Annotated in this window: 22 protein-coding genes and 1 pseudogene; 14 read left to right on the top strand and 9 right to left on the bottom strand. The window is 66.6% G+C overall.

What is annotated here, in order from left to right:
- Positions 1 to 105: 105 nt before the first annotated feature.
- Positions 106 to 990, bottom strand: a complete 885-nt coding sequence (locus CCR94_RS12890; protein ID WP_104508254.1) for a LysR family transcriptional regulator — start codon at positions 988 to 990, stop codon at positions 106 to 108.
- 127 nt (positions 991 to 1,117) lie between these two features.
- Here CCR94_RS12890 and CCR94_RS12885 point away from each other — a divergent pair, with 127 nt between their 5' ends.
- The 7 genes from CCR94_RS12885 (at position 1,118) to CCR94_RS12855 (ending at position 6,538) form a co-directional block, all read left to right on the top strand.
- On the top strand, positions 1,118 to 1,735 hold the full coding sequence (locus CCR94_RS12885) for a DsbA family protein (protein ID WP_104508253.1): 618 nt from the start codon (positions 1,118 to 1,120) through the stop codon (positions 1,733 to 1,735).
- Between the two features lie 96 nt (positions 1,736 to 1,831).
- Positions 1,832 to 2,866 carry a YeiH family protein gene (locus tag CCR94_RS12880; RefSeq protein ID WP_104508356.1) on the top strand — a complete coding sequence of 345 codons (1,035 nt, stop codon included), beginning with the start codon at positions 1,832 to 1,834 and terminating at the stop codon, positions 2,864 to 2,866.
- 221 nt (positions 2,867 to 3,087) lie between these two features.
- A complete protein-coding gene (locus CCR94_RS12875) occupies positions 3,088 to 3,579 on the top strand; it encodes a methyltransferase family protein (RefSeq protein WP_104508252.1) in 492 nt (163 codons plus the stop codon).
- A gap of 307 nt (positions 3,580 to 3,886) precedes the next feature.
- Positions 3,887 to 4,303, top strand: a complete 417-nt coding sequence (locus CCR94_RS12870; RefSeq protein ID WP_104508355.1) for a CopG family transcriptional regulator — start codon at positions 3,887 to 3,889, stop codon at positions 4,301 to 4,303.
- A gap of 33 nt (positions 4,304 to 4,336) precedes the next feature.
- On the top strand, positions 4,337 to 5,416 hold the full coding sequence (locus CCR94_RS12865; protein ID WP_104508354.1) for an extracellular catalytic domain type 1 short-chain-length polyhydroxyalkanoate depolymerase: 1,080 nt from the start codon (positions 4,337 to 4,339) through the stop codon (positions 5,414 to 5,416).
- A gap of 89 nt (positions 5,417 to 5,505) precedes the next feature.
- Positions 5,506 to 5,805: a hypothetical protein gene (locus tag CCR94_RS12860; RefSeq protein WP_104508251.1), complete on the top strand. Its 300-nt coding sequence runs from the start codon at positions 5,506 to 5,508 to the stop codon at positions 5,803 to 5,805.
- A 61-nt stretch (positions 5,806 to 5,866) separates the two neighbouring features.
- Positions 5,867 to 6,538: an O-methyltransferase gene (locus CCR94_RS12855; protein ID WP_104508250.1), complete on the top strand. Its 672-nt coding sequence runs from the start codon at positions 5,867 to 5,869 to the stop codon at positions 6,536 to 6,538.
- Here the strand turns inward: CCR94_RS12855 and CCR94_RS12850 are convergent.
- From CCR94_RS12850 to CCR94_RS12840, 3 genes are all read right to left on the bottom strand, one after another.
- Complete coding sequence (locus CCR94_RS12850; RefSeq protein WP_104508353.1) at positions 6,535 to 7,218, bottom strand: response regulator transcription factor; 684 nt, start codon at positions 7,216 to 7,218, stop codon at positions 6,535 to 6,537. The two genes, CCR94_RS12855 and CCR94_RS12850, sit on opposite strands and share 4 nt — an antisense overlap.
- Before the next feature lie 110 nt (positions 7,219 to 7,328).
- Entirely contained in the window at positions 7,329 to 8,861 is a 1,533-nt protein-coding gene (locus tag CCR94_RS12845; RefSeq protein WP_104508249.1) for a Do family serine endopeptidase, read from the bottom strand.
- 122 nt (positions 8,862 to 8,983) lie between these two features.
- Positions 8,984 to 10,489: a helicase HerA-like domain-containing protein gene (locus tag CCR94_RS12840; RefSeq protein WP_104508352.1), complete on the bottom strand. Its 1,506-nt coding sequence runs from the start codon at positions 10,487 to 10,489 to the stop codon at positions 8,984 to 8,986.
- 126 nt (positions 10,490 to 10,615) lie between these two features.
- On the opposite strand from CCR94_RS12840, the gene ccmI reads away from it, so the two are divergent.
- The 4 genes and pseudogenes from ccmI to CCR94_RS12820 form a co-directional block, all read left to right on the top strand.
- Complete coding sequence (gene ccmI, locus CCR94_RS12835) at positions 10,616 to 11,716, top strand: c-type cytochrome biogenesis protein CcmI (protein WP_104508248.1); 1,101 nt, start codon at positions 10,616 to 10,618, stop codon at positions 11,714 to 11,716.
- The gene (gene ccmE, locus CCR94_RS12830; RefSeq protein WP_104508247.1) at positions 11,713 to 12,174 is read left to right on the top strand and encodes a cytochrome c maturation protein CcmE; all 462 of its coding nucleotides are present in this window, start codon (positions 11,713 to 11,715) and stop codon (positions 12,172 to 12,174) included. The genes ccmI and ccmE overlap by 4 nt, the downstream gene beginning before the upstream one ends.
- A complete protein-coding gene (locus tag CCR94_RS12825) occupies positions 12,171 to 14,150 on the top strand; it encodes a heme lyase CcmF/NrfE family subunit (RefSeq protein ID WP_104508246.1) in 1,980 nt (659 codons plus the stop codon). Before ccmE ends, CCR94_RS12825 begins: the two co-directional genes overlap by 4 nt.
- 3 nt (positions 14,151 to 14,153) lie before the next feature.
- Positions 14,154 to 14,624 (top strand): annotated as a pseudogene (locus tag CCR94_RS12820) (cytochrome c-type biogenesis protein); the annotation flags it as partial.
- A gap of 186 nt (positions 14,625 to 14,810) precedes the next feature.
- Here CCR94_RS12820 and CCR94_RS12815 read toward each other — a convergent pair.
- On the bottom strand, positions 14,811 to 16,052 hold the full coding sequence (locus CCR94_RS12815) for an alpha/beta hydrolase (protein ID WP_104508244.1): 1,242 nt from the start codon (positions 16,050 to 16,052) through the stop codon (positions 14,811 to 14,813).
- Positions 16,053 to 16,285: 233 nt separating this feature from the next.
- Between CCR94_RS12815 and CCR94_RS12810 the strand changes: the two genes are divergently transcribed.
- The 3 genes from CCR94_RS12810 to CCR94_RS12800 all read left to right on the top strand — a co-directional run bounded on the left by CCR94_RS12810 (position 16,286) and on the right by CCR94_RS12800 (position 19,559).
- Positions 16,286 to 18,097, top strand: a complete 1,812-nt coding sequence (locus CCR94_RS12810; RefSeq protein ID WP_104508243.1) for a methylmalonyl-CoA mutase subunit beta — start codon at positions 16,286 to 16,288, stop codon at positions 18,095 to 18,097.
- A 119-nt stretch (positions 18,098 to 18,216) separates the two neighbouring features.
- Positions 18,217 to 18,588 carry a hypothetical protein gene (locus CCR94_RS12805; RefSeq protein ID WP_104508242.1) on the top strand — a complete coding sequence of 124 codons (372 nt, stop codon included), beginning with the start codon at positions 18,217 to 18,219 and terminating at the stop codon, positions 18,586 to 18,588.
- A 38-nt stretch (positions 18,589 to 18,626) separates the two neighbouring features.
- Positions 18,627 to 19,559: an MBL fold metallo-hydrolase gene (locus CCR94_RS12800; RefSeq protein WP_104508241.1), complete on the top strand. Its 933-nt coding sequence runs from the start codon at positions 18,627 to 18,629 to the stop codon at positions 19,557 to 19,559.
- 30 nt (positions 19,560 to 19,589) lie between these two features.
- Here CCR94_RS12800 and CCR94_RS12795 read toward each other — a convergent pair whose 3' ends face one another.
- The 4 genes from CCR94_RS12795 to CCR94_RS12780 form a co-directional block, all read right to left on the bottom strand.
- Positions 19,590 to 20,462, bottom strand: a complete 873-nt coding sequence (locus tag CCR94_RS12795) for a hypothetical protein (RefSeq protein WP_104508240.1) — start codon at positions 20,460 to 20,462, stop codon at positions 19,590 to 19,592.
- A gap of 78 nt (positions 20,463 to 20,540) precedes the next feature.
- On the bottom strand, positions 20,541 to 21,761 hold the full coding sequence (locus CCR94_RS12790; RefSeq protein ID WP_104508239.1) for a site-specific DNA-methyltransferase: 1,221 nt from the start codon (positions 21,759 to 21,761) through the stop codon (positions 20,541 to 20,543).
- Positions 21,762 to 21,998: 237 nt separating this feature from the next.
- A complete protein-coding gene (locus CCR94_RS12785) occupies positions 21,999 to 22,610 on the bottom strand; it encodes a ribonuclease HII (protein ID WP_104508238.1) in 612 nt (203 codons plus the stop codon).
- A partial coding sequence (locus CCR94_RS12780) for a uracil-DNA glycosylase (protein ID WP_146089990.1) occupies positions 22,594 to 23,173 on the bottom strand: 580 nt, incomplete at its 5' end. The genes CCR94_RS12780 and CCR94_RS12785, both read right to left, overlap by 17 nt.

Here is a 23,173-nt window from a genome sequence, read left to right as displayed (position 1 = left end):
CGATTCCTGAATAACTCTTCGAAATCCGCTGCTTTCCAACCGTTCCACGTATCGTGGAAACATGAAAAACAATCCGGCGCGGCGACACGGCGTCGCCATCACCCGTCAGGGATTTTCGCCGGGGCGGCACGCGCCAAACAAGGCCAGCGCGGCGCGCGACTGACGGATCTCCCTGTGCCGCAGCAAATAGAACGGACGGCGCGGCAGCGCCGCCGGGACTTGCCGCAACGCGCCGGCGCGCAAATAGGGGCCGGCGACCAGCCGCGACACCACGGTCACGCCCGCCCCCGCCGCCACCGCCGACAGCACGGCCTCGTTCGAGGGCAATTCCAGCGCGGGCGGCTGCTCGCAAAGCTCCGGCGCCAACTGGCGCAAGGCCTGCTCGAAGGCCGCGCGCGTGCCCGAACCTTTTTCGCGGGCGACCCAGGGGGCGCAAGCCAGCGCGAGCGCGCCGGTCTCGATCCGGGCGGCCATGTCCGGCGCGGCCACCACAACCAGATCGTCGTGGTCGATCGTTTCGCTGTCGAGCAGGTCATGGCGAACCTCGCCTTCGACCAGGCCGAAATCCACATCGCCCGAGGCGGTCAGCGCCGCCACCTCCTCCGTATTGCCGATGGTCAGCCGCACCGCGACGCCGGGATGCGCGGTCTTGAAGCGCGCCAGCCGCTCCGGCAGCCAATAATTGCCGATGGTCTGGCTGGCGGCGACGGCGACCGCGCCGGCGTTCATCTCGCCGAGATCGGCCAGGAAGCGTTCTGTGCGCAGGCTGGCGCGCAGCAGGGCCTGCGCCTCCGGGAGGAACAGTTTTCCCAATTCGGTCAGGGCGACGCGGCGGCCGATGCGTTTGAACAGGAGCACGTCGTGACGCGCTTCCAGCGCGCCAATGGCCGAGGACACCGCCGATTGGGTGAGATGCAGCGCTTGCGCCGCCTGGGTGACGTGCTCGCGTTCCGCGACGGCGATGAAAATGCGCAATTGCTCCAGGGTCATGCGTCGATCCGGCGGCGGAAACGCGCAGCATAGACGAGGAGCCAGCCCGACGGCAAACGCCCGCCCTGCTCTCGACATTCGCATGAATTCGAATATTGTGATTGAGCCGTTTCGGTAAAAGGGGAAAATGATGCGCCGTCGCTTGTTCATCCGTCTCGGCGGCCTTGGCCTCGCCCTGCTTGCCGGCGCCTCCGCGCTTCATGCGCAGGTCGATGTCAAGGCGATCCTCGACGATCCCGACGCGCCCATGGCGGGCGACCCCAAGGGCGACGTCACCATCGTCGCCTTCCTCGATTACAACTGCCCGTTCTGCAAGAAAGCCTCGCCGGAACTGGAAAAGCTCGCGCGCGGCGACGGCCACATCCGGTTGATCTACAAGGACTGGCCGATCCTGTCGCAGGCTTCGGTCCATGGCGCGAAACTCGCTTTGGCCGCGCGCTACCAAGGCAAATATGGCGCCGCCCATGCGGCGCTGATGGGCCTGACCGGCAAAGGGCGGACCGAGGACGACATGACCGCCGCCGTCGCCGCCGCCGGGATCGACATGGCGCGCCTGCAAGCCGATCTCGACGCCCATGACGCCGAGATCAGCGCGCTGTTGCAGCGCAATCGCGCGCAGGCGGAGGCGCTTGGCCTGGAGGGGACGCCCGTCTTCCTGATCGGACCTTACAAGATCGCGCAGGCGCTCGACCGCGACGGCTTCGCCAAAGTGGTGGCCCGGGTGCGCGCCGGCGCCCGCCGTTAAGACCTATCAATAAAATCGAATGTTCCGACACGAAATATGCGTTGGATCGAATAGATCATGTGGCCGATGGTGCGCCAACTTCAAGAAAGGCCGCACATGACATCGATCACAACCGGCGCCACAAGCCGGAAAACGCCCCTGCTCGGCTTGGCTGCCGACTTGGCGCCCGGCCTGGCGCTGACCACCGGCATCGCCGTCTGCGCCTATGGTCTGCGGCTGTTTCCCGGCGTCGCCGCGCTCAGCCCGATGATCCTGTCGGTGCTGATCGGCGCGGTGATCCACAATACGCTGGGACAGATCGCCGGGACCGGCGCGGGCGTGAATTTCTCGCTGCGCCGCATCCTCAGGCTGGCGATCATGCTGATCGGCCTGCAAATCTCCGCGCAGCAGGCGGCCGAGGTCGGGTTCGGCGGCGTCGCCATCATCGCTTTCGGGCTGCTCGCCACGCTGAGCGCCACGCTTCTGGTCGGGCGGGCCTTGGGCGTGCCGCGCGGCGTCGCCCTGCTGATCGGCGTGGGCACGTCGATCTGCGGCGCCTCGGCCATTGTCGCGGCCAAGGCGGCCACCGGCGGCGAGGACGACGACGCGGCTTACGCCGTCGCCGGCGTCACCCTGTTCGGCACGATCGCCATGTTCCTCTATCCCGCGCTCGCCGGCCCGCTGCACCTGTCGCAAAGCCAGTTCGGGCTGTGGGCCGGCGCCTCGGTCCACGAGGTCGCGCAGGCCGTGTTCGCCTCGGGCCAGGGCGGACCGGAGGCGTTGCAGATCGGGACCATCGCCAAGCTTACCCGCGTCGCCATGATGGCGCCGGTGATCATCGCGCTGGGCGAAATCTATGACCGCCTCGGCCTCGTCGGCGGCGGCGAGCGCGGCAAGCCGCCGTTCCCCTGGTTCCTGGTCGGTTTTCTGGCGCTGGCCGCGCTCAACAGCCTTGTCGCCATCCCGGTCGAGGTCAGCGCGCCCGTCGGCGCCGCCACCGCCTTCCTGTTGTCGATGGCCATGGCGGCGATGGGGTTGCACACCAATTTGCGCCACGTGTTCTCGGCGGGGCTGCGCCCGCTGGCGCTGGGCCTGTTCGCCTCGGCCTTCATCAGCGTCACCGTTCTGGGCCTGATCAAACTCGCGCTGTGAACTTTGCACCAGCGCCCGCAAAGCTTGCGCTGGTCGCTTGATTTTCAGGCGACTTTGGCGCGATGCTGATGTCGCCTCCGACGCCTTGGAGCGTGATGCGTTTCCACGGAAACACATCACGCTCTAGAGTCTTTGTTTTCGCATGATCTTGTCCAAAAACCGGTATCCACTTTTTGGGATCATGCTCTGGCGACAAGCGCGGAGGTGAAAGGCGGTGTCCTTTGACTGAAGATGTTTTCACCCGCCCCAACACCCTGCCGTGGCCCCCGCTCATTTTCGCGGCGGCCTGGATCCTTGGCTTCGCGCTCCAGAACGTCGCGCCGATCGGCGATGCCCTCCCCCGCTGGGTTCTGCTCTGCGGGCGCGTCGTCGCGGCCGCGGGCATCGCGCTCGACCTGTGGGCCATGGCCGTCATGACGGCGGCGCACACCAACATCATGCCGAACCACGGCGCGCGGCGGCTGGTGACCTCCGGTCCCTTCGCCCTGACGCGCAACCCGATCTATCTCGGCAACACGCTGGTCACGCTCGGAATCGGCCTGGGTCTGGACGCGCTGTGGTTCATCCCCCTGGCCGTTGCCGCCGCCGTTCTGGTCGAGCGCCTGGCGATCCGGCGCGAGGAGGCCCATCTGGCGGCGCGGTTCGGGGCCGAGTGGACCGCCTATGCGGCGGCGACGCCGCGCTGGCTGGGCGTGCGCGGCCGCGCCGGGTAGAGCGAAGGACTGGAGCGCGCGAACAGGACTTTGCGCCTGCGCGGGCGCACCGCCGCGCGCTTGGTTCTCGGTCGAGACCTCGACGGGGATGATCGCCGGTTGGCCGTGACGGACGCCGCGTGCGCTCGGCCTATGGCCCGTTTTCGACATTGCAAACCTGCTTGCGATCTCCCGGCGCGCCGGCCCCCTCCCGGGTCCCGACCATGCGCCGCCGCATTATCTTGGCCAAAGCGAGCCGTCAGGTCTTGCGCGCGCCGCCGGCGGCGCCCATCTTACCATCCAGACGGATGGTATTGGGATGGGAATCATGACGGACAAAGGCCAGGAGTTGCGGCCCAGGGCGGAGAGCGAGAAGATCACCATCAATCTCGGCTATGTCGATCTCGGCCAGATCGACCTGCTCGTGCAGGAGGGCTTTTTCTCCAACCGCACCGATTTCATTCGCACGGCCATCCGCAACCAGATCGATCGCCACACCGACGCCGTCAAACAATCGGTGGCGCGGCACAAGCTCGACCTCGGCCTGCGCTCTTACGGTCGGCGCGAGCTTGAGGCCGCGCGCGCGGGTGGCGAAAAGCTGCACATACACGTGCTCGGGCTTGCCGTCATCGCGGCGGAGGTCTCGCCCGAACTGGCGCGCGAGGCCATCGGCTCGCTCCATGTCCTCGGCGCCTTGCAGGCCAGCCCCGAGGTCAAGGCGGCGCTGCGCGACCGCATGTCCTGACGCCAGCCTCCAATCAGAAAAGGACGCATGTCCATGAAAATGTTTAAAAATATCGACCTAAGCGAGGCGACCCGCCTGACCCGCGCCGGACGCCTCAAGGAGGCGCTGGCGGCACTGAAAGGCGCCTTGCCCGGCGGCGCGCCCGATGCGGCGCCCGCGACTCATGCGCCCGATTTGGGGGCGGCGGCGAAGGGCCTGCTGCACGGCCTGACGCAACGGCTGGGCGGATTGGAAGGGCTGTTCGAGCACGGCCCCAAGCCCGCGCCTTTCGTTCCCGGCGATGCGAGATTCGAGGCGCGCGTCCACGCCGGGGCGGCGGGCAGCCGGACTTACAAGCTCTACATTCCCTCCGGCTATCGCGGCAAACCCGTCGCGCTGCTGGTGATGCTGCATGGCTGTAGCCAGTCTCCCGACGATTTCGCCAGGGGCACGCGCATGAACGAACTGGCCGAGGAGCAGACCTTTCTCGTCGCCTATCCGGCGCAGCCCCGATCCGCCAACATGTCGAAATGCTGGAACTGGTTCAACGCGGCCGACCAGCAGCGCGGACAGGGCGAGCCGTCGCTGATCGCGGGCATCGCCCACGAGGTCATGGCCGAATTTTCCGTCGATCCCAAGCGCGTCTATGTCGCGGGCCTGTCGGCGGGCGGCGCGGCGGCGGCGGTGCTCGGCGCGACTTACCCGGACCTGTTCAAGGGGATTGGCGTGCATTCGGGCCTCGCCTGCGGCGCGGCGCGCGACATGCCCTCGGGCTTCATCGCCATGAAGACCGGCGCGCCGGCGCCAGGGCGCGGGACCGCCGTTCCGACCATCGTCTTCCATGGCGATGGCGACACGACGGTGCATCCCGTCAACGGCGATCACGTCATCGCGCAGGCCAAAGCCGCGGCGGATCTGCGGGCGCGGTCGGAGCGCGGCGTCTCCAGCGGCGGCATTCGCTACACCCGCACCGTGCATATGGACGCCTCCGGCCGGCCGGCGCATGAGCAATGGGTGCTGCACGGCGCCGGGCACGCCTGGTCGGGCGGCGACCCCTCCGGCTCTTTCACCGAACCGCGCGGTCCCGACGCCAGCCGCGAGATGATGCGGTTCTTCCGCGAGCGCTCGGCCTGATCTCTTTCGCTTCCCGCCGCAAAATGAGATGATGCGCCCTGCCCGTCGCGGCGGGCGGCTTGGGAAGGTCTTGCGGGAGGCGTAAGCCAATGCCTGAATGGACACAAAGCGACCCCGGAAACGATGTCACCACGGCGCGCGCGCGTCTGAACGGCCTCGACATCGACGTCACCCATCAGAAATCGCCAAGCGGCGCGTGGGAGGAGGTGTCGATCACCTTGCGCGCGTCGCCATCCTTCGAAGCGCTCGGGCGTTCGCTTGCGGCGAGCGACGTGTTTTCGCTGTGGGCGCGGGCCTCGCGCTTGATGTGGATGCCGTGGATGCTGGCGGCGCAACCGATGTTGCCGGCGATCCGGCGACGGCCCCCGGAGGTCGAGGACGGTAAATAAGGCCGCGCGGTTGACGCCAGCGCGCACACGCCCCAACTCTTATGAGAATTTGGGGGAACGCATGGCGGAAACGGACTGGGGCGCTGTCGACGCCTATATCGGCGAAAAACTGCTGTCGCGCGACGCCGCGCTTGACGGCGCGTTGGAGGCCAACCGCGCCGCCGGCCTGCCCTCCATCGACGTGTCGCCGCTTCAGGGAAAGTTCCTTCATGTCCTCGCGCGCATCGCCGGGGCGAGGCGCATATTGGAAATCGGAACGCTCGGCGGCTATTCCACCCTGTGGCTCGCCCGCGCCCTGCCCGAGGGCGGCAGGGTCGTGACTCTGGAATTTCTGGCCGATCACGCGGAGGTGGCGCGGAAAAATCTCGCGGCGGCCGGCGTGGCGGAAAAAGTCGATCTGCGCGTCGGCGCCGCGCTCGACCTGCTGCCTGTGTTGCAGGCGGAGGGCGAACAGTTCGATTTCGTCTTCATCGACGCCGACAAGGAGAACAACGCCGCCTATCTGCAATGGGCGCTGAAACTGGCGCGGGTCGGCGCGACCGTCATTGTCGATAACGTCGTGCGCAAGGGCGCGATTGTCGATCCCGCCGACCGGAGTCCCACAGTGGAGGGGACGAGGCGGTTTTTTGACGCCGCGAGCGCGGAAAAGCGCTGGACCGCCACCGCCTTGCAGACGGTCGGCGCCAAGGGCTGGGATGGATTCGCCATCGGCGTGGTGGAAGCGGCGCGCTAAAAATTGCCCTCGCGCAGCGAATAGCCGGCGCCGCGCACCGTTTGCAGCAGCGGCGGCTCGAAACCCTTGTCGATCTTGCCGCGCAGTCTGCTGATGTGGACGTCGATCACATTGGTCTGGGGGTCGAAATGGTAGTCCCAGACGTTTTCCAGCAGCATGGTGCGCGTCACCACCTGTCCGGCGTGGCGCATCAGATATTCCAGCAGGCGGAATTCGCGCGGTTGCAGCACGATTTCCTTGCCGGCGCGGAAGACCTTGTGTTTGAGACGGTCCATTTCGAGATCGGCGACGCGATAGATGGAGTCTTCGGCTGCGCCGCTGGGGCGCCGGCGCGCCAGGATTTCGACGCGGGCCAGCAGTTCCGCGAAGGAATAGGGTTTGGGCAGGTAATCGTCGCCGCCGGCGCGCAAACCCTTGACCCGGTCATCGACCTGCCCGAGCGCTGAGAGAATCAGCACGGGCGTGTCGATTTTTTGCGCCCGCAAGCCCACGATCACGGTCAGTCCGTCCATTTTCGGGAGCATGCGGTCAACGACCAGCACATCGAAACCACCGGCTTCGGCGCGGGCGTAGCCGGTGACCCCGTCGCCCGCCGCCTCCGCCATGTGGCCGGCCTCCCTAAACGCCTTGACCAGATAGGCCGAGGCCTGGGGGTCGTCTTCAATAATCAGGATTCGCATGACCGGAGTATAGCAGAGCAAATAAAAAACGGCAGGCCGGGTGAGAGGGTGGTTCCCGGCCTGCCGTGAGGTGGACGCTGGCTGAGGGCGTCCTTGAGACTAAGTTGCGCTCACGAGGGATTGGTGGGGAGCGCGAGAAAATGGGTGTTGTCGCCGGTCTTGACCCGCAGCAGAACGGCGCTGCGGCCGTCCTTGCGCGCGGTGTCGAGCGCGTTGACAATGTCTTCGGGAGTCGCGACCGGCTTGCCGCCGGCATCGAGGATGACGTCGCCTGTGCGAAGGCCTTTTTGCGCCGCGACGCCCTCGGGATCGAGATCGGCCACCGCCGCGCCTTCAGCGCCCGAATTGGGCAAGTCGGAGGCGGGAATCAGGCTCATGCCGAATTTGGCCAGTTCGGTCCGGCCCGCTCGCGCCTTGGGCGCGTCGAGAATGGCTTCCTTTTCGGCGGGCAATTGCCCGAGCTTGACGGAGGCGGTCTTTTCGGAACCGTTGTGAATGAAGGTCAGTTGCGCAGAGGCGTCGGGGCCGAGGCCGGCGATCTTTCTCGACAATTCGCGGGGGCCATCGACCTTTTCGCCGTTGACGGCGATGATGACGTCGCCCGAGGCGATGCCGGCCTTGCCGGCGGGGGTGTTGGGCTGGGTTTGCGCAACCAGCGCGCCCTTGGTCGATTTCAGGCCGAGGCTGTCGGCGATGTCCTGGGTCACCGGCTGTATCTGCACGCCGATATAGCCGCGCGACACCGAACCCTTGTCCTTCAGCGCCGCGACCACGTCCTTGGCGACTTCGGAGGGAATAGCGAAACCTATGCCGACGCTGCCGCCCGACGGCGAGAAGATCGCGGTGTTGACGCCGACGACATCGCCCTTGGTGTTGAAGGTCGGGCCGCCGGAATTGCCGCGGTTCACCGGCGCGTCGATCTGGAGATAGTCGTCATAGGGACCGGAGCCGATGTCGCGGCCCCGCGCCGAAACAATGCCGGCCGTGACCGTGCCGCCGAGTCCGAAGGGATTGCCGACCGCGATCACCCAGTCGCCGACGCGAGGGGTGTCGCTGGAGAACTGCACGTAAGGGTAGGTTCCGGCGGCGCTGATCTTGAGCAGGGCCAGATCGGTCTTCTTGTCCGCGCCGATCACTTTCGCGGAGACGGTCTTGCCGCCGTCAATGGTCACGGAGACGTCGGTGGCGTTTTCGACCACGTGATTGTTGGTGACGACATAGCCGTCGGCGGAGATGATGAAGCCGGAGCCCTGCGCCTGTCCCTTGTGGGGTCGCTGCTCGCCGTGCGGGCCGTTCGGACCGCCGAAGCGCTTGAAGAAGCGATAGAGCGGATCGTCGGGCGACAGCGGCGGCATGCCCGGAGGCAGGCCGGGGCCTTCGCCCATGTCGGCTTCCGCCTTGTCAACGGTCGTGACCTTGACCGAAACCACGGCGCCCTTGACCCGATCGACCATGTCGGCGAAGGAGGCCGGACCGACCGCCGCCATGCCCTGCGTCACAGGGGCCTCGGCGCGGACGGACAGAGGCAGCGTCATTGCCGTGGAAAGCGCCAGCGCGGCGACGGCGCCGAGCAGCAACCCGCGCGACGCCACGCGCGGGGCGCGGTCTGAAGCTTGGGATTTCACCGGGATGGGCAATGACATTGTCCTGGGCTCCATGGGAGGTGCTGGCGGCGATGGGCCACGCCGTTTGTTCCTGCAATATGGAGGACCCCGTCTTGCCTCGCTGTGGCGGGAGAATGAATTTTTGGTAATTATTGCTCCGGCTATTTCATCACGCCGGTGATGCCGCGCACGATTTCCCTGGCTATGGCGGACCCCACGGTGCGCGCGGCGGAGGTGGCGGCCGAGCGCATCGCCGCCTGGCCGAGCGACATGCGCCGGCCCTGCGGCTTGAACAATTCTCCCAATCCCGAGCCGATCCGCGACAAAATGTCGCCGCCGTCCTGCTGCGCGCCAACCGGCGCCCCGCTGGCGCGCCCCTGCGCCCGCGCCTGAAGAATTTCGAAGGCGGATTCGCGGTCCACCGCCGTGTCGTATTTGCCCTTGAGCGGGCTGGACGCCTGCACCTCCTGGAGTTCGGCGGCGGTGATCGGCCCGACGCGCGTGGCCGGCGGCGCGATTTTCACGCGCTCGACCATGGTCGGGGAGCCGCCGTCGTCGAGCATGGAGACCAGCGCTTCGCCGACCTTGAGCTTGGTGATGACATCAGCCGTGTCGAGCGCCGGATTCTGCCGAAACGTTTCGGCCGCCACCTTGACCGCCTTCTGGTCGCGTGGGGTGAAGGCGCGCAGGGCGTGCTGGACGCGATTCCCGAGTTGTCCCAGCACGATATCGGGAATATCGAGCGGGCTTTGCGTGACGAAATAGACGCCCACCCCCTTGGAGCGGATCAGCCTCACGACTTGTTCAATCGCGCGCAAAAGCGGTTTGGGCGCCTCGTCGAACAGGAAATGCGCCTCGTCGAAGAAGAAGACGAGTTTGGGCTTGTCGAGATCGCCGACTTCCGGCAGGCGCGCGAACAGTTCCGACAGCAGCCAGAACAGGAAAGTGGCGTAGAGATTGGGGCTGAGGATCAGCTTTTCGGCTTTCAGCACATGGATGAAGCCGCGCCCGTCAATGTCGGGTTGCAGCAGATCCATGATGTCGAGCGCCGGCTCGCCGAAGAATTTTTCGGCGCCCTGGTTTTCCAGCACCAGCAATTGCCGCTGGATCGCGCCAATGCTGGCGGCGGCGACATTGCCGTAGCGCTGTTGCAGGTCCGATGCGTTTTCCGAAATGTAAGTCAGGATGGCGCGCAGATCCTTCATGTCGAGCAGGGCCAGCCCCTGTTCGTCGGCGACGCGGAAGGCGATGTTGAGCACGCCCTCCTGCACATCGTTGAGTTGCAGGATGCGCGACAGCAGCAGCGGCCCCATTTCCGCGACGGTGGCGCGCACGGGATGGCCGTTTTCGCCAAAAACGTCCCAGAACACCGCGCGGAAAAGGTTTGGCTGCCAATCGAGGCCGAGTTCCCCGGCGCGCTTGGCGATGAACGGCTTTTCCTCGCCCTGCATGGCGATGCCGGAGAGGTCGCCCTTGACGTCGGCCGCGAACACGCAGGTTCCGGCATTGGCGAACCCCTCGGCCAGGGTCTGCAAGGTCACGGTCTTGCCGCCGCCGGTGGCGCCGGCGATCAGGCCGTGGCGATTGCCGTAATGCAGCAGCAGATAAATGAAGTCCTCGGCCTTGCCGACCAGAACTTTTCCGGGAACATTTTGGGGATCGGCCATCGGCGCCTCTTTCGGTTTCGCGCGAAGATGAGCCGCCGCAGGCGCGAAGGCAAGATCGACCGACAAACGGGCGCTGGCCGCCGCGCGCCCTTCCTTTAACGCGCGGAAACCGTTAAGAACGCAGCCATGATCTGGATCGTTTTCGCCCTTCTGACCGGAGCCGCCGTGTTCAGCGCTCTCTGGCCCCTGTCCCGTCCCGCGCCAAAACTTGCGGAGGACGCCGCCGACCTCGCCTTCTATCGCGCCCAGATCGCCGAGATCGACGCGGAACGCGAACGCGGCGCCATAGACGCCGATCAGGCGGAGGCCGCGAAAGCGCAGGCCGCGCGCCGCCTGCTCGCGACCGCGCCCCAGGAGGCCGTGAAGCCAAGCACGTCGGGAACTGGCGCGACAGGAAACCGCAAGATCGCGGCGGCGCTGGCGCTGGTGTTCATCCCCCTGGTTGCGCTCGGCCTTTACAGCAAGGTCGGCCATCCCGACCAGCCGGACGCGCCGCTGGAGGCCCGCCTGAAGGCCGCGCCGGCGCGGGGCGATTTAATGGTCGCCGTCGCCAAGATGGAGGCGCATCTCGCCGCCCATCCCGACGACGCCAAGGCGCTGGAGCTGATGGCCCCGATCTGGCAGCGCATGAACAATTTTGCGAAAGCCGTTCAAGCGCGCGAAGACATCATCCGCCTGCTGGGCGAGACGCCGGAGCGCCGCCTCAGGCTCGCCGATGCGCTGGCCGCCGCCAATGAGGGCGCGTTTTCGCCGCAGGCGGTCGAACAGATCGACCGCGCCCTGGAACTCGACCCGAAATCGCCGGAGGGGCGCTATTTCCGCGGCCTCGCCGCCGCGCAAATGGGCGATGTCGACAAGGCGCGCGCGGTGTGGAAGGCGCTCGTCGCCGACCTGCCCGAGAGCGTCCCCGCCCGCAAGGCGGTCGAGGAACGCATCGCCGAACTCGACGCGCCGCAAGGCGAAGCCGCGCAGGCCGTGGCGCAACAGGCGCCGGCGCAGCAGCAGCAAACCATTCGCGCCATGGTCGAGGGGCTGGCCGCCCGCCTCGCGGAAAAAGGCGGGACGCCGGACGAATGGGCGCGCCTCATTCGCGCCTATAAAGTGTTGAACGAAGACGAAAAAGCGAAGACCGCGCTCGACGGCGCCCGAAAGGCGCTGGCGCAAGACGCGGCAGGACTGGAAACGATCGACGCGCAGGCAAAAGAGTTGGGAGTGGACGGCAAATGACGCGCAAGCAGAAGAGACTGGCTCTGATTGGCTCCGCCCTCGGCGTGCTGGCGCTGGCTGTGGGGCTGATTCTGTTCGCCTTGCGCGACAATGTGGTGTTCTTCTACGGGCCGACCGAAATGGTGGAAAAGCATGTCGGTCAGGGGACGCGGCTGCGCATCGGCGGTCTGGTGAAGACCGGCACGCTGACCCATCTCGAAGGCAAGAGCGTGAAATTCCAAGTGACCGACGGCAAGGCCGACGTGCCCGTTTCCTATACCGGCCTGCTGCCCGACCTGTTCAAGGAGGGGCAAGGCGTGGTGGCCGAGGGCGCGCTTGACAGCGCCGGCGTGTTCAAGGCCGATTCCATCCTCGCCAAGCATGACGAGCGCTACATGCCGCGCGAAGTCGCCGACGCCCTGAAAAAGCAGGGCGTTTGGAAAGAGGGCGAGACCGCCCCCGCCGGAGCGCCCAAATGATCGTCGAAACCGGACATTTCGCGCTGGCTTTGGCGCTGGCCCTGGCGCTGATGCAGGTCATCCTGCCGTTCTGGGGCGCGCGGGCGCATGACGGGCGCCTGATGGCGACCGCCCGGCCGCTGGCGCTGACACAATTCGCCTTGGTCGCGCTGGCCTATGCCGCGCTGACCTACGCCCATGTCGTTTCGGATTTCTCGCTGGTCAATGTGGTCGAGAATTCGCATTCGACCAAGCCGATGCTGTATAAAATTTCGGGCGTCTGGGGCAATCACGAAGGCTCCATGATGCTGTGGGCCTTGATCCTGACGTTGAGCGGCGCGGCCATGGCGCTGTTTTCGCGCGCGATCCCGCCGCGCCTGCTCGCCGACGCCACCTCGGTGCAGGGCTTGCTGAGCGTCGCCTTCCTATTGTTCATCCTGCTGACCTCCGACCCGTTCGTCCGGCTCGATACGCTGCCGATCGAGGGCAACGATCTCAATCCGATCCTGCAAGACCCCGGCCTCGCCATCCACCCGCCCCTGCTCTACATCGGCTATGTCGGCTTCTCCATCGTGTTCTCGCTGGCGGCCGGCGCGCTGATCGGCGGGCGCACCGACGCCGCCTTCGCCCGCTTCATCCGGCCGTGGACCCTCGCCGCCTGGATCTTTCTGACGCTCGGCATCGCCATGGGCTCGTACTGGGCCTATTACACGCTGGGCTGGGGCGGGTTCTGGTTTTGGGATCCGGTTGAAAACGCTTCGCTTTTGCCGTGGCTGGCGGGAACCGCCCTGCTCCATTCCGCGGCCGTGATGGAAAAGCGCGATTCGCTGAAAATCTGGACGATTTTCCTCGCCATCCTCACCTTCTCGCTGTCGCTGCTCGGCACTTTCCTGGTGCGTTCGGGCGTGCTGACCTCGGTGCACGCCTTCGCTAGCGATCCCCAGCGCGGCCTGTTCATCCTCGGCATTCTCGTGCTGTTCATCGGCGGCGCGCTGTTCCTGTTCATGCTGCGCGCGCCGACGCTCACCAGCGGCGGCCTGTTCGCGCCGATCTCCCGCGAGGGTTTTCTGGTCGTCAACAACCTGCTGCTCACCGCCTCCTGCGCCGCCGTCTTCATCGGCACGCTCTATCCGCTGGCGCTGGAGGCCTGGAACGGCTCGAAAATCACCGTGGGCGCGCCCTTTTTCAATCTCACTTTCGGGCCTTTGTTCGCGCCAATCCTGATCCTGGCCCCGCTCGGGCAATTGCTGGCGTGGAAGCGCGGCGATCTTTTCGCGGCGGCGCAACGGCTGTTTGCCGTCGCCGTGCTCGGCCTCGTCGCCATGCTCGGTTTTTATGCCTTTCAGGGCGGGCCGGCGGTGGCGGTGATCGGCGCGGGCGTCGCGGTTTATCTGATGGTCGCCGCCTTCGCGGAGATTTGGAGCCGCGTGTTCCCGCAAGGGTTCCGGCGCCGCGCCAATGCGTTCGGCCGCTTGACCGGCCTGCCGCTGTCGGCCTGGGGCGGGGCGCTGGCCCATGCCGGGCTCGGCGTCACCCTGCTCGGCCTCGCTGCGACCGGCTGGGGCGTGGAAAAGATCGCCACCATCCATCCAAACGAGAGTTTTGCCGTCGGCCCCTATGCGTTGCAGGCGACCTCGGTCGACTCTGGCGAAGGCCCGAACTACCGCGAGGCCATCGTCCACATGGCGATCTCGCGCGACGGGAAAATTCTGGCGAAAATTGACCCCTCGAAACGCTTCTTCAAGACGCGGCAGATGGCCACCTCGCAGGCCGGCATCGTCACGCTCAACCTGGGCCAGGTCTATGTCGCCGTCGCCGAGCAGAACGCGGACGGCTCCTTCGACGCCCGCATGTACTGGAAACCTTTGGTTTCGCTGATCTGGCTGGGCGCGCTGGTGATGGCGCTGGGCGGATCGCTGTCGCTGGCCGACCGGCGCCTGCGCGTCGGCGTGGCGCGGCGGGCGAAACTGCCGGCCGGCGTTCAAGCGGCGGAGTGATTCATGCGCAAGACTCTTCTGACCCTGTTCGCCCTCGCCGCCCTCGCTTTGCCGGCCCATGCCGTGCAACCGGACGAAATCCTGCCCGACCCCAAGCTGGAATCGCGCGCGCGCAGCATTTCGGCGGACTTGCGCTGCCTCGTCTGCCAGAACCAGTCGATCGACGATTCCGACGCTTCCCTCGCCAAGGATTTGCGCATGCTGGTGCGCGAGCAATTGACGGCGGGCAAGAGCGATCAGGACATCAAGGCGTTCCTGGTCGCCCGCTACGGCAATTTCGTGCTGCTGAAACCGCCGTTCGAATGGGACACGGCGGCGCTGTGGCTTTCCCCCTTCGCGCTGTTTGGCGTCGCCGGCTTGTTGCTCTGGCGCAACAGTCGGAGGAGGAAAGCGGAAGCCGCTCCCGCCGCGCCGCTGTCGGCGGAAGAGAGCGAGAAGCTGAAGGCGCTGCTGGGAGACGAAGGCTCAACCACAAAGCAAGAAGAAGCCGACTTGCCGCCGCGCGACACACAACCTGTTGTGGGCGCGGAATCTCCGCGAGAAAATACTGAAATCGCCGACACTTCATTACCCGAAGCCGCAAGCGATTCCGGCCGCGAGACTCAATCAACTCACGCGCCGCCGGCGCCGTGAAATCAATTCCGCGGAAATACTCGCGGCTTATTTTGCCTGCGGCGCAGCATCCGTTTTTGCCTGCGCCGCCCCATCCGCTCCCACCGGCGGCAGGTCGCTTGCCGTAATCATCTTGGGATCGGGCCGCACGCTGCGGTCGGCTCCGGCGTCGATCACCGCCTGACTCGCTTCGCCCGAAGGCGTGCTGAGCCGCGCGCCGATCTGGCTGACCACCTGCGGCGCGTTGGCGTAGTTGTCGTGGCCGATCAGGCCGCTGGAAAACGACGAAATGTCATAGACGCCCACGCCCAGCTTTTCGATCAGCTCGCGGTCCCTGTCGGAGCCGGGATCGAGCGAGCCGAGACGGCGGTCGCCCTGAAGACCCGCCGACAATTGCAGCGCGCGGTCGCCCTTGGAGACGAACACCGAAAACCGCGAGGCGTCGAGCCGGGCGATCTGCTGCTTGAACACGGACAGGTCGATGTCCGGCGCCGCCAGCAGCACCTGGCCGAGGCGGCCGTTGAGGTCTGGCGAGCCGGACAGCGCCGCTTCGCGCAGGGTTTCCATGGTGAGCCAGGTGCCCATGCTATGGGCGAGAATGTGGACGCGGCCGACGCCGGGGGTCGCCGCTATATCGTTGAGCAGCTTCAGATAGGCGTCGCGCGAGGCGGTGGCGCTTTCCTTGTCGGCGCCATAGGCCAGCAGCGCCGATTTCGACGGCCAGGTGAACAGCACGGGGACGCCGGTGAAATTGCCGTCCACCACCAGTTGCGCCAGCCGGAACCTTGCGTCGTCGAGCGAGGTGTTGAAGCCATGGACGTAGACCAGCACGTCGCGGGAGACGCCGACGCGGCCGGAAATCTGCGCCGCAAGCTGGCTTTTGAATTCATTGTCCTCCAGCGCCGAATGGCTGGCGACCGCGATATGGCGGCTCGGATCGGGCGAACCCCAGTTGGGACGCTCGACGTCGCCGGCCTCGTGGCCCGGCGGCACCGTGATCGTGTCCAGCGAATAGCGCGCCTCGGCGCCCGGGGTCAGTTCGGTCGAATGCGTGCCGCCCTTGCGGGTGGAGGCGATGAAGATGCGCGTCGAATAGGCCGGCCTGTCCGGGCCGCCGGAAAACATGCCGCCGACATTGGCGACGCCGCCCGAAAAACTGTTATGCATGTTCGAGCCAAGATTCGAGCTGGCCTCGGCCACGCCCACGGTCGAGCAGCCCGACAGCGGCGCGAGGCCGGAGCCGAGCAAGCCGAGCAGGGCGAAATTCGCCGTTATCTTTCTCACAATCATCAAGGAATCTTTTTCCTAAAAGCAGAATCTTCGCCGTTCTTGCGCGATAAAGACGGCGACAATGGGACCTTGTCGCCAGCCCGCCACGAACCCGCCCTAGGTTTTGAGCGCAAAAGACTTAAGACTCGTTAACACATTGGTCGCGACATCTGGCTCGCGCCCCTTCGCCAAAAGACAAGGTGCGCGTCGCCGCGTCACGTGGCAAAAGAGCGATAGATTCGAGGAGACTTCTCATGGCAGCGACCGAAACCGCCACGCCTTTCGCCGATGTTTTCGCCCCCGCCACCGAAGAGCAATGGCGCCAGAAGGCCGAACTCGCCCTCAAGGGCGCGCCATTTTCCCGTCTGATCTCCAAGACCTATGACGGGTTCGACATTCAGCCGCTCTATGCCCGCGCCTCCGGCAAGCCGCGCGCCTTTCGCGGCGCCGGCGACTGGGCGGTGACGGCGCGGGTCGATCACCCCGATGGCGCGCAAGCCAACAAACTGGCGCTGGCCGATCTGGAAAACGGCGCCAACGGCCTGCATGTGGTGTTCGCCGGTTCGGCCGGCGCCTGCGGTTTCGGCCTGAAGGACGCCGCCGCCCTCGCCCCGGCGCTGGAGAACGCGCATCTCGACGCCGGCTTGCGGGTGATCTTCGACCTGCCCGGCGAGGCCGACGCGATTGTCACGGCGATCGAAGCCCTCGTCGCCGCGCGTGGCTACGATGTGGCGAAGCTCGACCTCTCGCTCGGACTCGATCCGCTGGGCGCCGCCGCTTTGTCCGGCGCGACGCTGGATTGGACCACGGCGGGCGCGGCGCTCGCCGCCAAGGCCAAAATCTTGGCCGACAAGGGTTTTGCCGGAATCGTCGCCGCCGATGGCCGCATCGTCCACGCCGCCGGGGGCTCGCCGGCGCAGGAACTCGCCTTTACGCTGGCGGCGGGCGTCGATTATTTGCGCGCGCTGGAAGCCGGCGGTTTGCCGCTTGAGACGGCGCGCGAAAAAATCGACTTCCGGCTCGCCGCCGACGCCGACGAATTCTTGACCCTGGCGAAATTCCGCGCTTTGCGGCGGTTGTGGGCGAGCATCGAACAGGCCTGCGGCCTGACGCCGCGTCCGATTCGCGTCCATGGCGAGACCGCCTGGCGCATGATGACCCGCCGCGACCCCTGGGTGAACCTGTTGCGCGCGACCGTCGCGGTGTTTTCCGCCGGGCTCGGCGGCGCCGACAGCATTTCCGTCCTGCCGTTCACCCAGGCGCTCGGCCTGCCCGACGCGCTCGCCCGCCGCATCGCCCGCAACACGCAACTGGTGCTGCTGGAGGAATCCAACCTCGGCAAGGTGGCCGACCCGGCGGCCGGCTCCGGCGGCGTGGAAGCCCTCACCGACGCGCTGGTTGAGCGCGCCTACGCCCTGTTCCAGGACATTGAAAAGGCCGGCGGCCTCGCCAAGGCCCTGGCCAGCGGGCTGATCGCCAGCGAAATCGCCAAGGTGGCGGCCGAGCGCGCCAAGGCCGTCGCGCGGCGCAAGGAGCCGCTGACCGGCGCCAGCGAATTCCCCAACATTCATGAAAAGCCGGTCACGGTGCTGATCCCGGCGCCGGCGCTCGCCGCCAACGCCAACGGCCTCGCGCCGCGGCGCGTCGCCGAACCTTTCGAGGCTTTGCGCGACAGAGCGGAGGCCGCCGGCGCGCATCCGAAGATTTTCCTGGCCAATCTCGGCCCGATCGCCGCCTTCACCGCGCGCGCGACTTTCGCCAAGAATTTCTTCGAGGCCGGCGGCATCGAGGCTTTGTCCAACGACGGATTTGGCGACGCGACCGCGCTCGCGGCGGGCTTCAAGGCGTCCGGCGCGAAACTCGCCGTGCTCTGCTCGTCCGACGCGCTCTATGGCGAAAGCGGGGTCGCGGCGGCGAAGGCTTTGAAGGAGGCCGGCGCGACGGTCTATTTCGCCGGCCGTCCCGGAGAGTTGGAAGCGGGTTTGCGCGAGGCCGGGGTCGCCGATTTCGTCTATGTCGGCAGCGACCTGTTGACGCAACTGACGGCCGCGCTTGCCGCAGCGTAACTTCGGCGTGACCGATTTGCCGAGGCGCCGGAAAAACGGCGCCTCGGAGCCAGATCTCTCTTTGCAATCGGGCCAAAACATGGCAGCGATGCGGCAAATGTCCATCTCGGAGGTTTCCCGTGCGCGCTGTCCGCCGGCTCGTTCCGCTTCTTGTTCTTCTCCCGTTCGCCGCCTTGGCCCAGGATGGCGGCCTCGCCTCAAAAGCCTATGACGGCAAGTGGCGCGTCGCCGTGCAGACCACGGTGGGAGATTGCGCGCCTGCGACCGATGTGGTCGTCACCGTCAAGGACGCCAAAATCGTCGCCGTCAGCGCCGGAGGCATCGATTCCTGGGGCTATATCGACGCAGCCAACACCGTCGTCGGGCGGTTTTCGCAGGGTGAGCGGGCGATGCGCGCCAATGGCGCGGTGAAGGGCGACAGCGCCTCCGGCGCCTGGTCGGCCAACACCGATTATTGCGGCGGCCGCTGGACCGCGACACGGGCCAATTAAGGCTTGGCGCGCGCGCCGCGGCATCGCACAGTGTCGGCATGACCGACATTGCCCAGCCCGACGGTGAGGAGCCGCGCTTCGACCTGACTTTCACCGCGCCCGCCGGCGAGATGCAGCGCGTCTCGCCGCTGGTGCGGCGGCTGGTCGCGCCCAATCCCGGACCCTTCACTTTTACCGGCACCTGCACCTATGTCGTCGGCGCCGGCGAGGTTGTTGTGATCGACCCCGGCCCCGACCTTCCCGCGCATATCGACGCGCTGCTGAAGGGGCTGTCGGGCGAGCGCGTCGCAAAAATCCTCGTGACCCACACCCATCGCGACCATTCGCCCGCCGCGCGCCTGCTGCAACAGGCGACCGGCGCGGAAATTCTGGGTTGCGCGCCGCATTTCGCAGCCCGCGACCTCGCCCTGGGCGAAGCCAACAAGCTCGACGCCTCCAACGATATGGATTATGCCCCTGACAGGGCGCTGTCAGAGGGCGAACTCATCGCCGGCGCCGGTTTCACCATCAGGGCTTTGGCCACGCCCGGCCACACCATGAACCATGTCTGTTTCGAACTGGTCGAGGAAAAAGGTCTGTTCACCGGCGACCACATCATGGCCTGGTCCACCTCGATCGTGGCGCCGCCGGACGGCGCCATGCGGCCCTATCTCGATTCGCTGTCGAGACTGCGCGACGCCGATCACGCGCTGTACTGGCCGGGTCATGGCGGGCCGGTGACGCAGCCGCAGCGTTTTGTCCGCGCGGTGCTGCAGCACCGGCGCGCGCGCGAAATCTCGATTCTGGCCGCGCTGGACGCGGGGCCGCGCGCGATTTCGGACATTGTCGAGAAAGTCTATGAAAAGCTCGATCCCCGCCTGAAAGGGGCCGCCGCCCTCTCCACCCTCGCCCATCTCGAGGATTTGCACGAGAGGGCGTTGGTGGAGACCGAGGGCGCGCCGCAATTGACCGGGGTTTTTCGGCGGCGGTGAGTCGCGACTCGCCCGACGCCCTTGGCTCCATCAGCCCTTTCGAACCACGCGGTAGGGAAAGGGCGTGAATTGCCTCGTCGCCAGAATCGGCGCCGAACCCACGATTCTCTGGCCCCAGGCCGAGGTGATCCTGAGTTCCGGCGGACGCGGCGGCGGCGCAACCGGCGGCGCCTCGGCTTGGGGCGGAGCCGGCGGAGGCGGCAAGACGACTTGAGGCAAGACGACTTGAGGCGAGGCGACTTGAGGCGAGGCGGCGGGCCGCGACAGGTCGGCGGGGCGTGACGGGGGCAGCGGCGGCGTGTCGGGCGTCACGGGCGGCGGCGGTTCGGCCGCCGGCGCTTCAGTCGGCGGCGCCGCTTCCGGCTTTGGCGGATTGAGGCGCACGGCGGCGACCTGCACGCGTTGCGGCTTGACCTGGGTGGCGGTCGGCGTCGCCGACGAGAACACCTCGGCGAGCTGGCTGAAATAGCCCGGCTCGGGCGCGGCGGGCTTCGGTTTGGCGCGGGCCACGGCATAGGCCGGGCCGGACGGCCGGTTGCAATCGCGCACGCCCAGCCGAATCAGTTCGGAGCCGGTGAGCACCTTGTAAGTTCGCGTCAGATCGCCCAGACGCTCGCGCACGGCCGCCGGATAGGACGCCATCAACTGGTCGGAGACCTCGTCGTTGGCGACCTTTGTCTCCGGATTATAGGCCTTGTGGAATTTTAGCAGGCTGCCGGGATAGACGCAGACATTGGGCAGGCTCAGCGCCAGCGTGCAGGCGGAGCGGCATTCGTGCAGCCGCACCTCCCGCCCGGTCTCGGCATAGAGACGGGTCATGTCGGCATATTCATTGACATAGCCGCCAACATCCTTGGTGACGATCACCGGGACGTCGCCTGGCGGCGGATGAAGATAGGTCATGCGGTCTCTGGGTCGATGGTTTCGCCGCAGAGTGTCAAGGACAGGGTTAAGGCTTACTTAAGGCGCGAAGATTCTCGCTCAATCCTCGCCCGGCGCCGTCGCGCGATAACGCGCGCGCAGATCGTCGATGCAAATGGACTTGCCCCCTTCCACGCAACGCCAGAACGTCCAGCCGTTGCAGGCCGGCAAGCCCTGCGCCAGCGCGCCGATCTTGTGGATCGAGCCGACAATGTCGCCGAGCGCGACGGCGCCGTCGGCGCGCACGACCACGCGCCAGCGCTTCTTTTCATCATGAAGTTCCGAGCCGGCGGCGATCATGCCGGCCTCGACCAGACTGGCGAAGGCGACGCGCTTTTCCTGGCGTTTGGCGACGGGCGTATGAACGGCGGCGCCCGGCAAGGGCTCGACGGCGGCGATTCGCGCGCGCGCCGCCCTGATGTAATCGGGGTCGCGCTCGCAGCCGATGAAATGGCGCCCCAGCCTTTTCGCCACCGCGCCGGTGGTGCCTGTGCCGAAGAACGGATCGAGCACGACATCGCCGGGTTTTGACGCCGCCATGATCGCGCGGGCGAGCAGGGCCTCGGGCTTCTGAGTCGGGTGGGTCTTGCGGCCGTTGTCGTCCTTCAGCCGCTCGGCGCCGGTGCAGATCGGGAAGAACCAGTCGGAGCGCGGCTGGCAATCCTCGTTGCCGGCCTTCAGGGCGTCATAGTTGAAGGTGTAGCCCTTGGCGTTGGCGCTGCGGCTCGCCCAGATCAGGGTTTCGTGGGCGTTGGTAAAGCGCCGCCCGCGAAAATTGGGCATGGGATTGGCCTTGCGCCAGACGATGTCGTTGAGGATCCAGAAGCCGAGATCCTGCAGAATCGCGCCGACGCGGAAAATATTATGGTAGGAGCCGATCACGAACAGAGTGGCGTCCGGCTTCATCGCCCGGCGCGCGGCGGTGAGCCAGTCGCGGGTGAAGCGATCGTAATCGGCGAAGGAGGCGAACTTGTCCCAGTCGTCGTCCACCGCATCGACTTCGCTCTGGTCGGGCCGGGTCAGGCCGCCTTCGAGCTGGAGATTATAGGGCGGATCGGCGAACACCAGATCGACGCTGGCTTCGGGCAAGCCTCGCAGGCTATCGATGCAATCGCCGACCAGGATCTGGTCCAGAGCCGCCGCCAGCTTTTCCTGGGACGCCTCGTCTCTGGAAGCCGCCGAGGGACCAAACGCGCCCGGGCGGGGAACCGGCTGGAGTCCAGTACGCGAAACCAGTTTCTGGACTCTTGAGCCGGCCGCCCCGGCGCGTTGGATACGCATGTACTCAAACCTGACGCGACTGACTGACAATTTGAAACTAGCGCCACCAGGGTAAAGACGGAGTTTAGAAACAGCGCATTTTCGTGTCCCTTTTCCGGACGGAAGACTTAGCGGATTCTACGGCTTACTCTGGAGCGCGCGCCTTTATGCCCCGCGCGTTAAGACGAAGTGAACAAACCGGCGCGTGGCGGCGAATTGTGACGAATTGTGACAAGATGTCCTGAGACAGCAGCAGCGTCAGCTTGCCGACAGGGCGCGCACCGGCGCGAAAGAGCGGCGGTGTTCGGGACAGGGGCCGTGTTGTCGCAGCGCCGCCAGATGCGCTGGCGTCCCATAGCCGGCGTGGCCGGCGAAACCATAACCAGGGTAGATCCGATCCAGGCGCGCCATCAGCCGGTCGCGCGCGACCTTGGCCACGATGGAGGCGGCGGCGATCGACATGGAAATCGCGTCGCCATGGATGACCGCGCGGGCCGGACAGACCAGTTTTGGCGCGTCGCGGCCGTCGATCAGCGCGAAAGCAGGGGGAAGCGCGAGGGCGGCCGCCGCGCGCGCCATGGCCTTGAGCGTCGCGCCCCGAATGTTGAGCGCGTCCACCTCAGCCGCCGGGGCCATCACCACGGAAATCGCCAGCGCCGACGCGTAAATCTCCTCGGCCAGCGCCGCCCGGCGCTTCGCGGTGAGTTTTTTCGAATCGTCCAGCCCCTGCGGCAAGTTGTCGCGGTCGAGAATCACCGCCGCGACGCAGACCGGCCCCGCCAGCGGGCCGCGCCCGACCTCGTCAACGCCGGCCACGGGCCACAGCCCTTGCGCGATCAGGTCGCGCTCCAGCTCAAACGTCGCCGGCATGGTCGAGCGCTTTCTTCAGGGCGCGCAGGTCGCGCCAGGCTTGCGCCTTGGCGAGCGGCGCGCGCAGCAGATAGGCCGGATGCAGCATGGGCAGGGCGCGAATCGTCTTGTCGGCGCAGGCATAGTCGCGCCAATGGCCGCGCAGCCGCATGATTCCCTCTTTCTCGCCGAGCAGGGTCTGCGCCGCCGACGCGCCGAGCAGGACGAGAAAATCCGGGGCGACCAGTTCGATCTGGCGCCGCACGAACGGCAGACATAGAGCCAATTCCTGCGGCGTGGGCGTGCGGTTGCCGGGCGGGCGCCAGGGCACGACATTGGCGATATAGACTTTGGTGCGGTCGAGGCCGATGGCGGCGAGCATCTTGTCGAGCAATTGCCCGGCGCGACCAACGAAAGGCTTTCCCTGGCGATCCTCATCGGCGCCCGGCCCCTCGCCGACCAGCATCACCCGCGCATCCGGCGCGCCGTCGGCGAACACCAGTTGCGTCGCCGACACTTTCAGCGCGCAGCCGTTGAAGGCGGCGAGGCGGTCGCGCAATTCGTCGAGCGTTTGCGCGGACGCC

It is taken from the genome of Rhodoblastus sphagnicola (genome assembly GCF_002937075.1).
Taxonomy (GTDB): Bacteria; Pseudomonadota; Alphaproteobacteria; order Rhizobiales; family Beijerinckiaceae; genus Rhodoblastus; species Rhodoblastus sphagnicola.
This window is presented reverse-complemented; position numbering and strand designations above follow the sequence as displayed.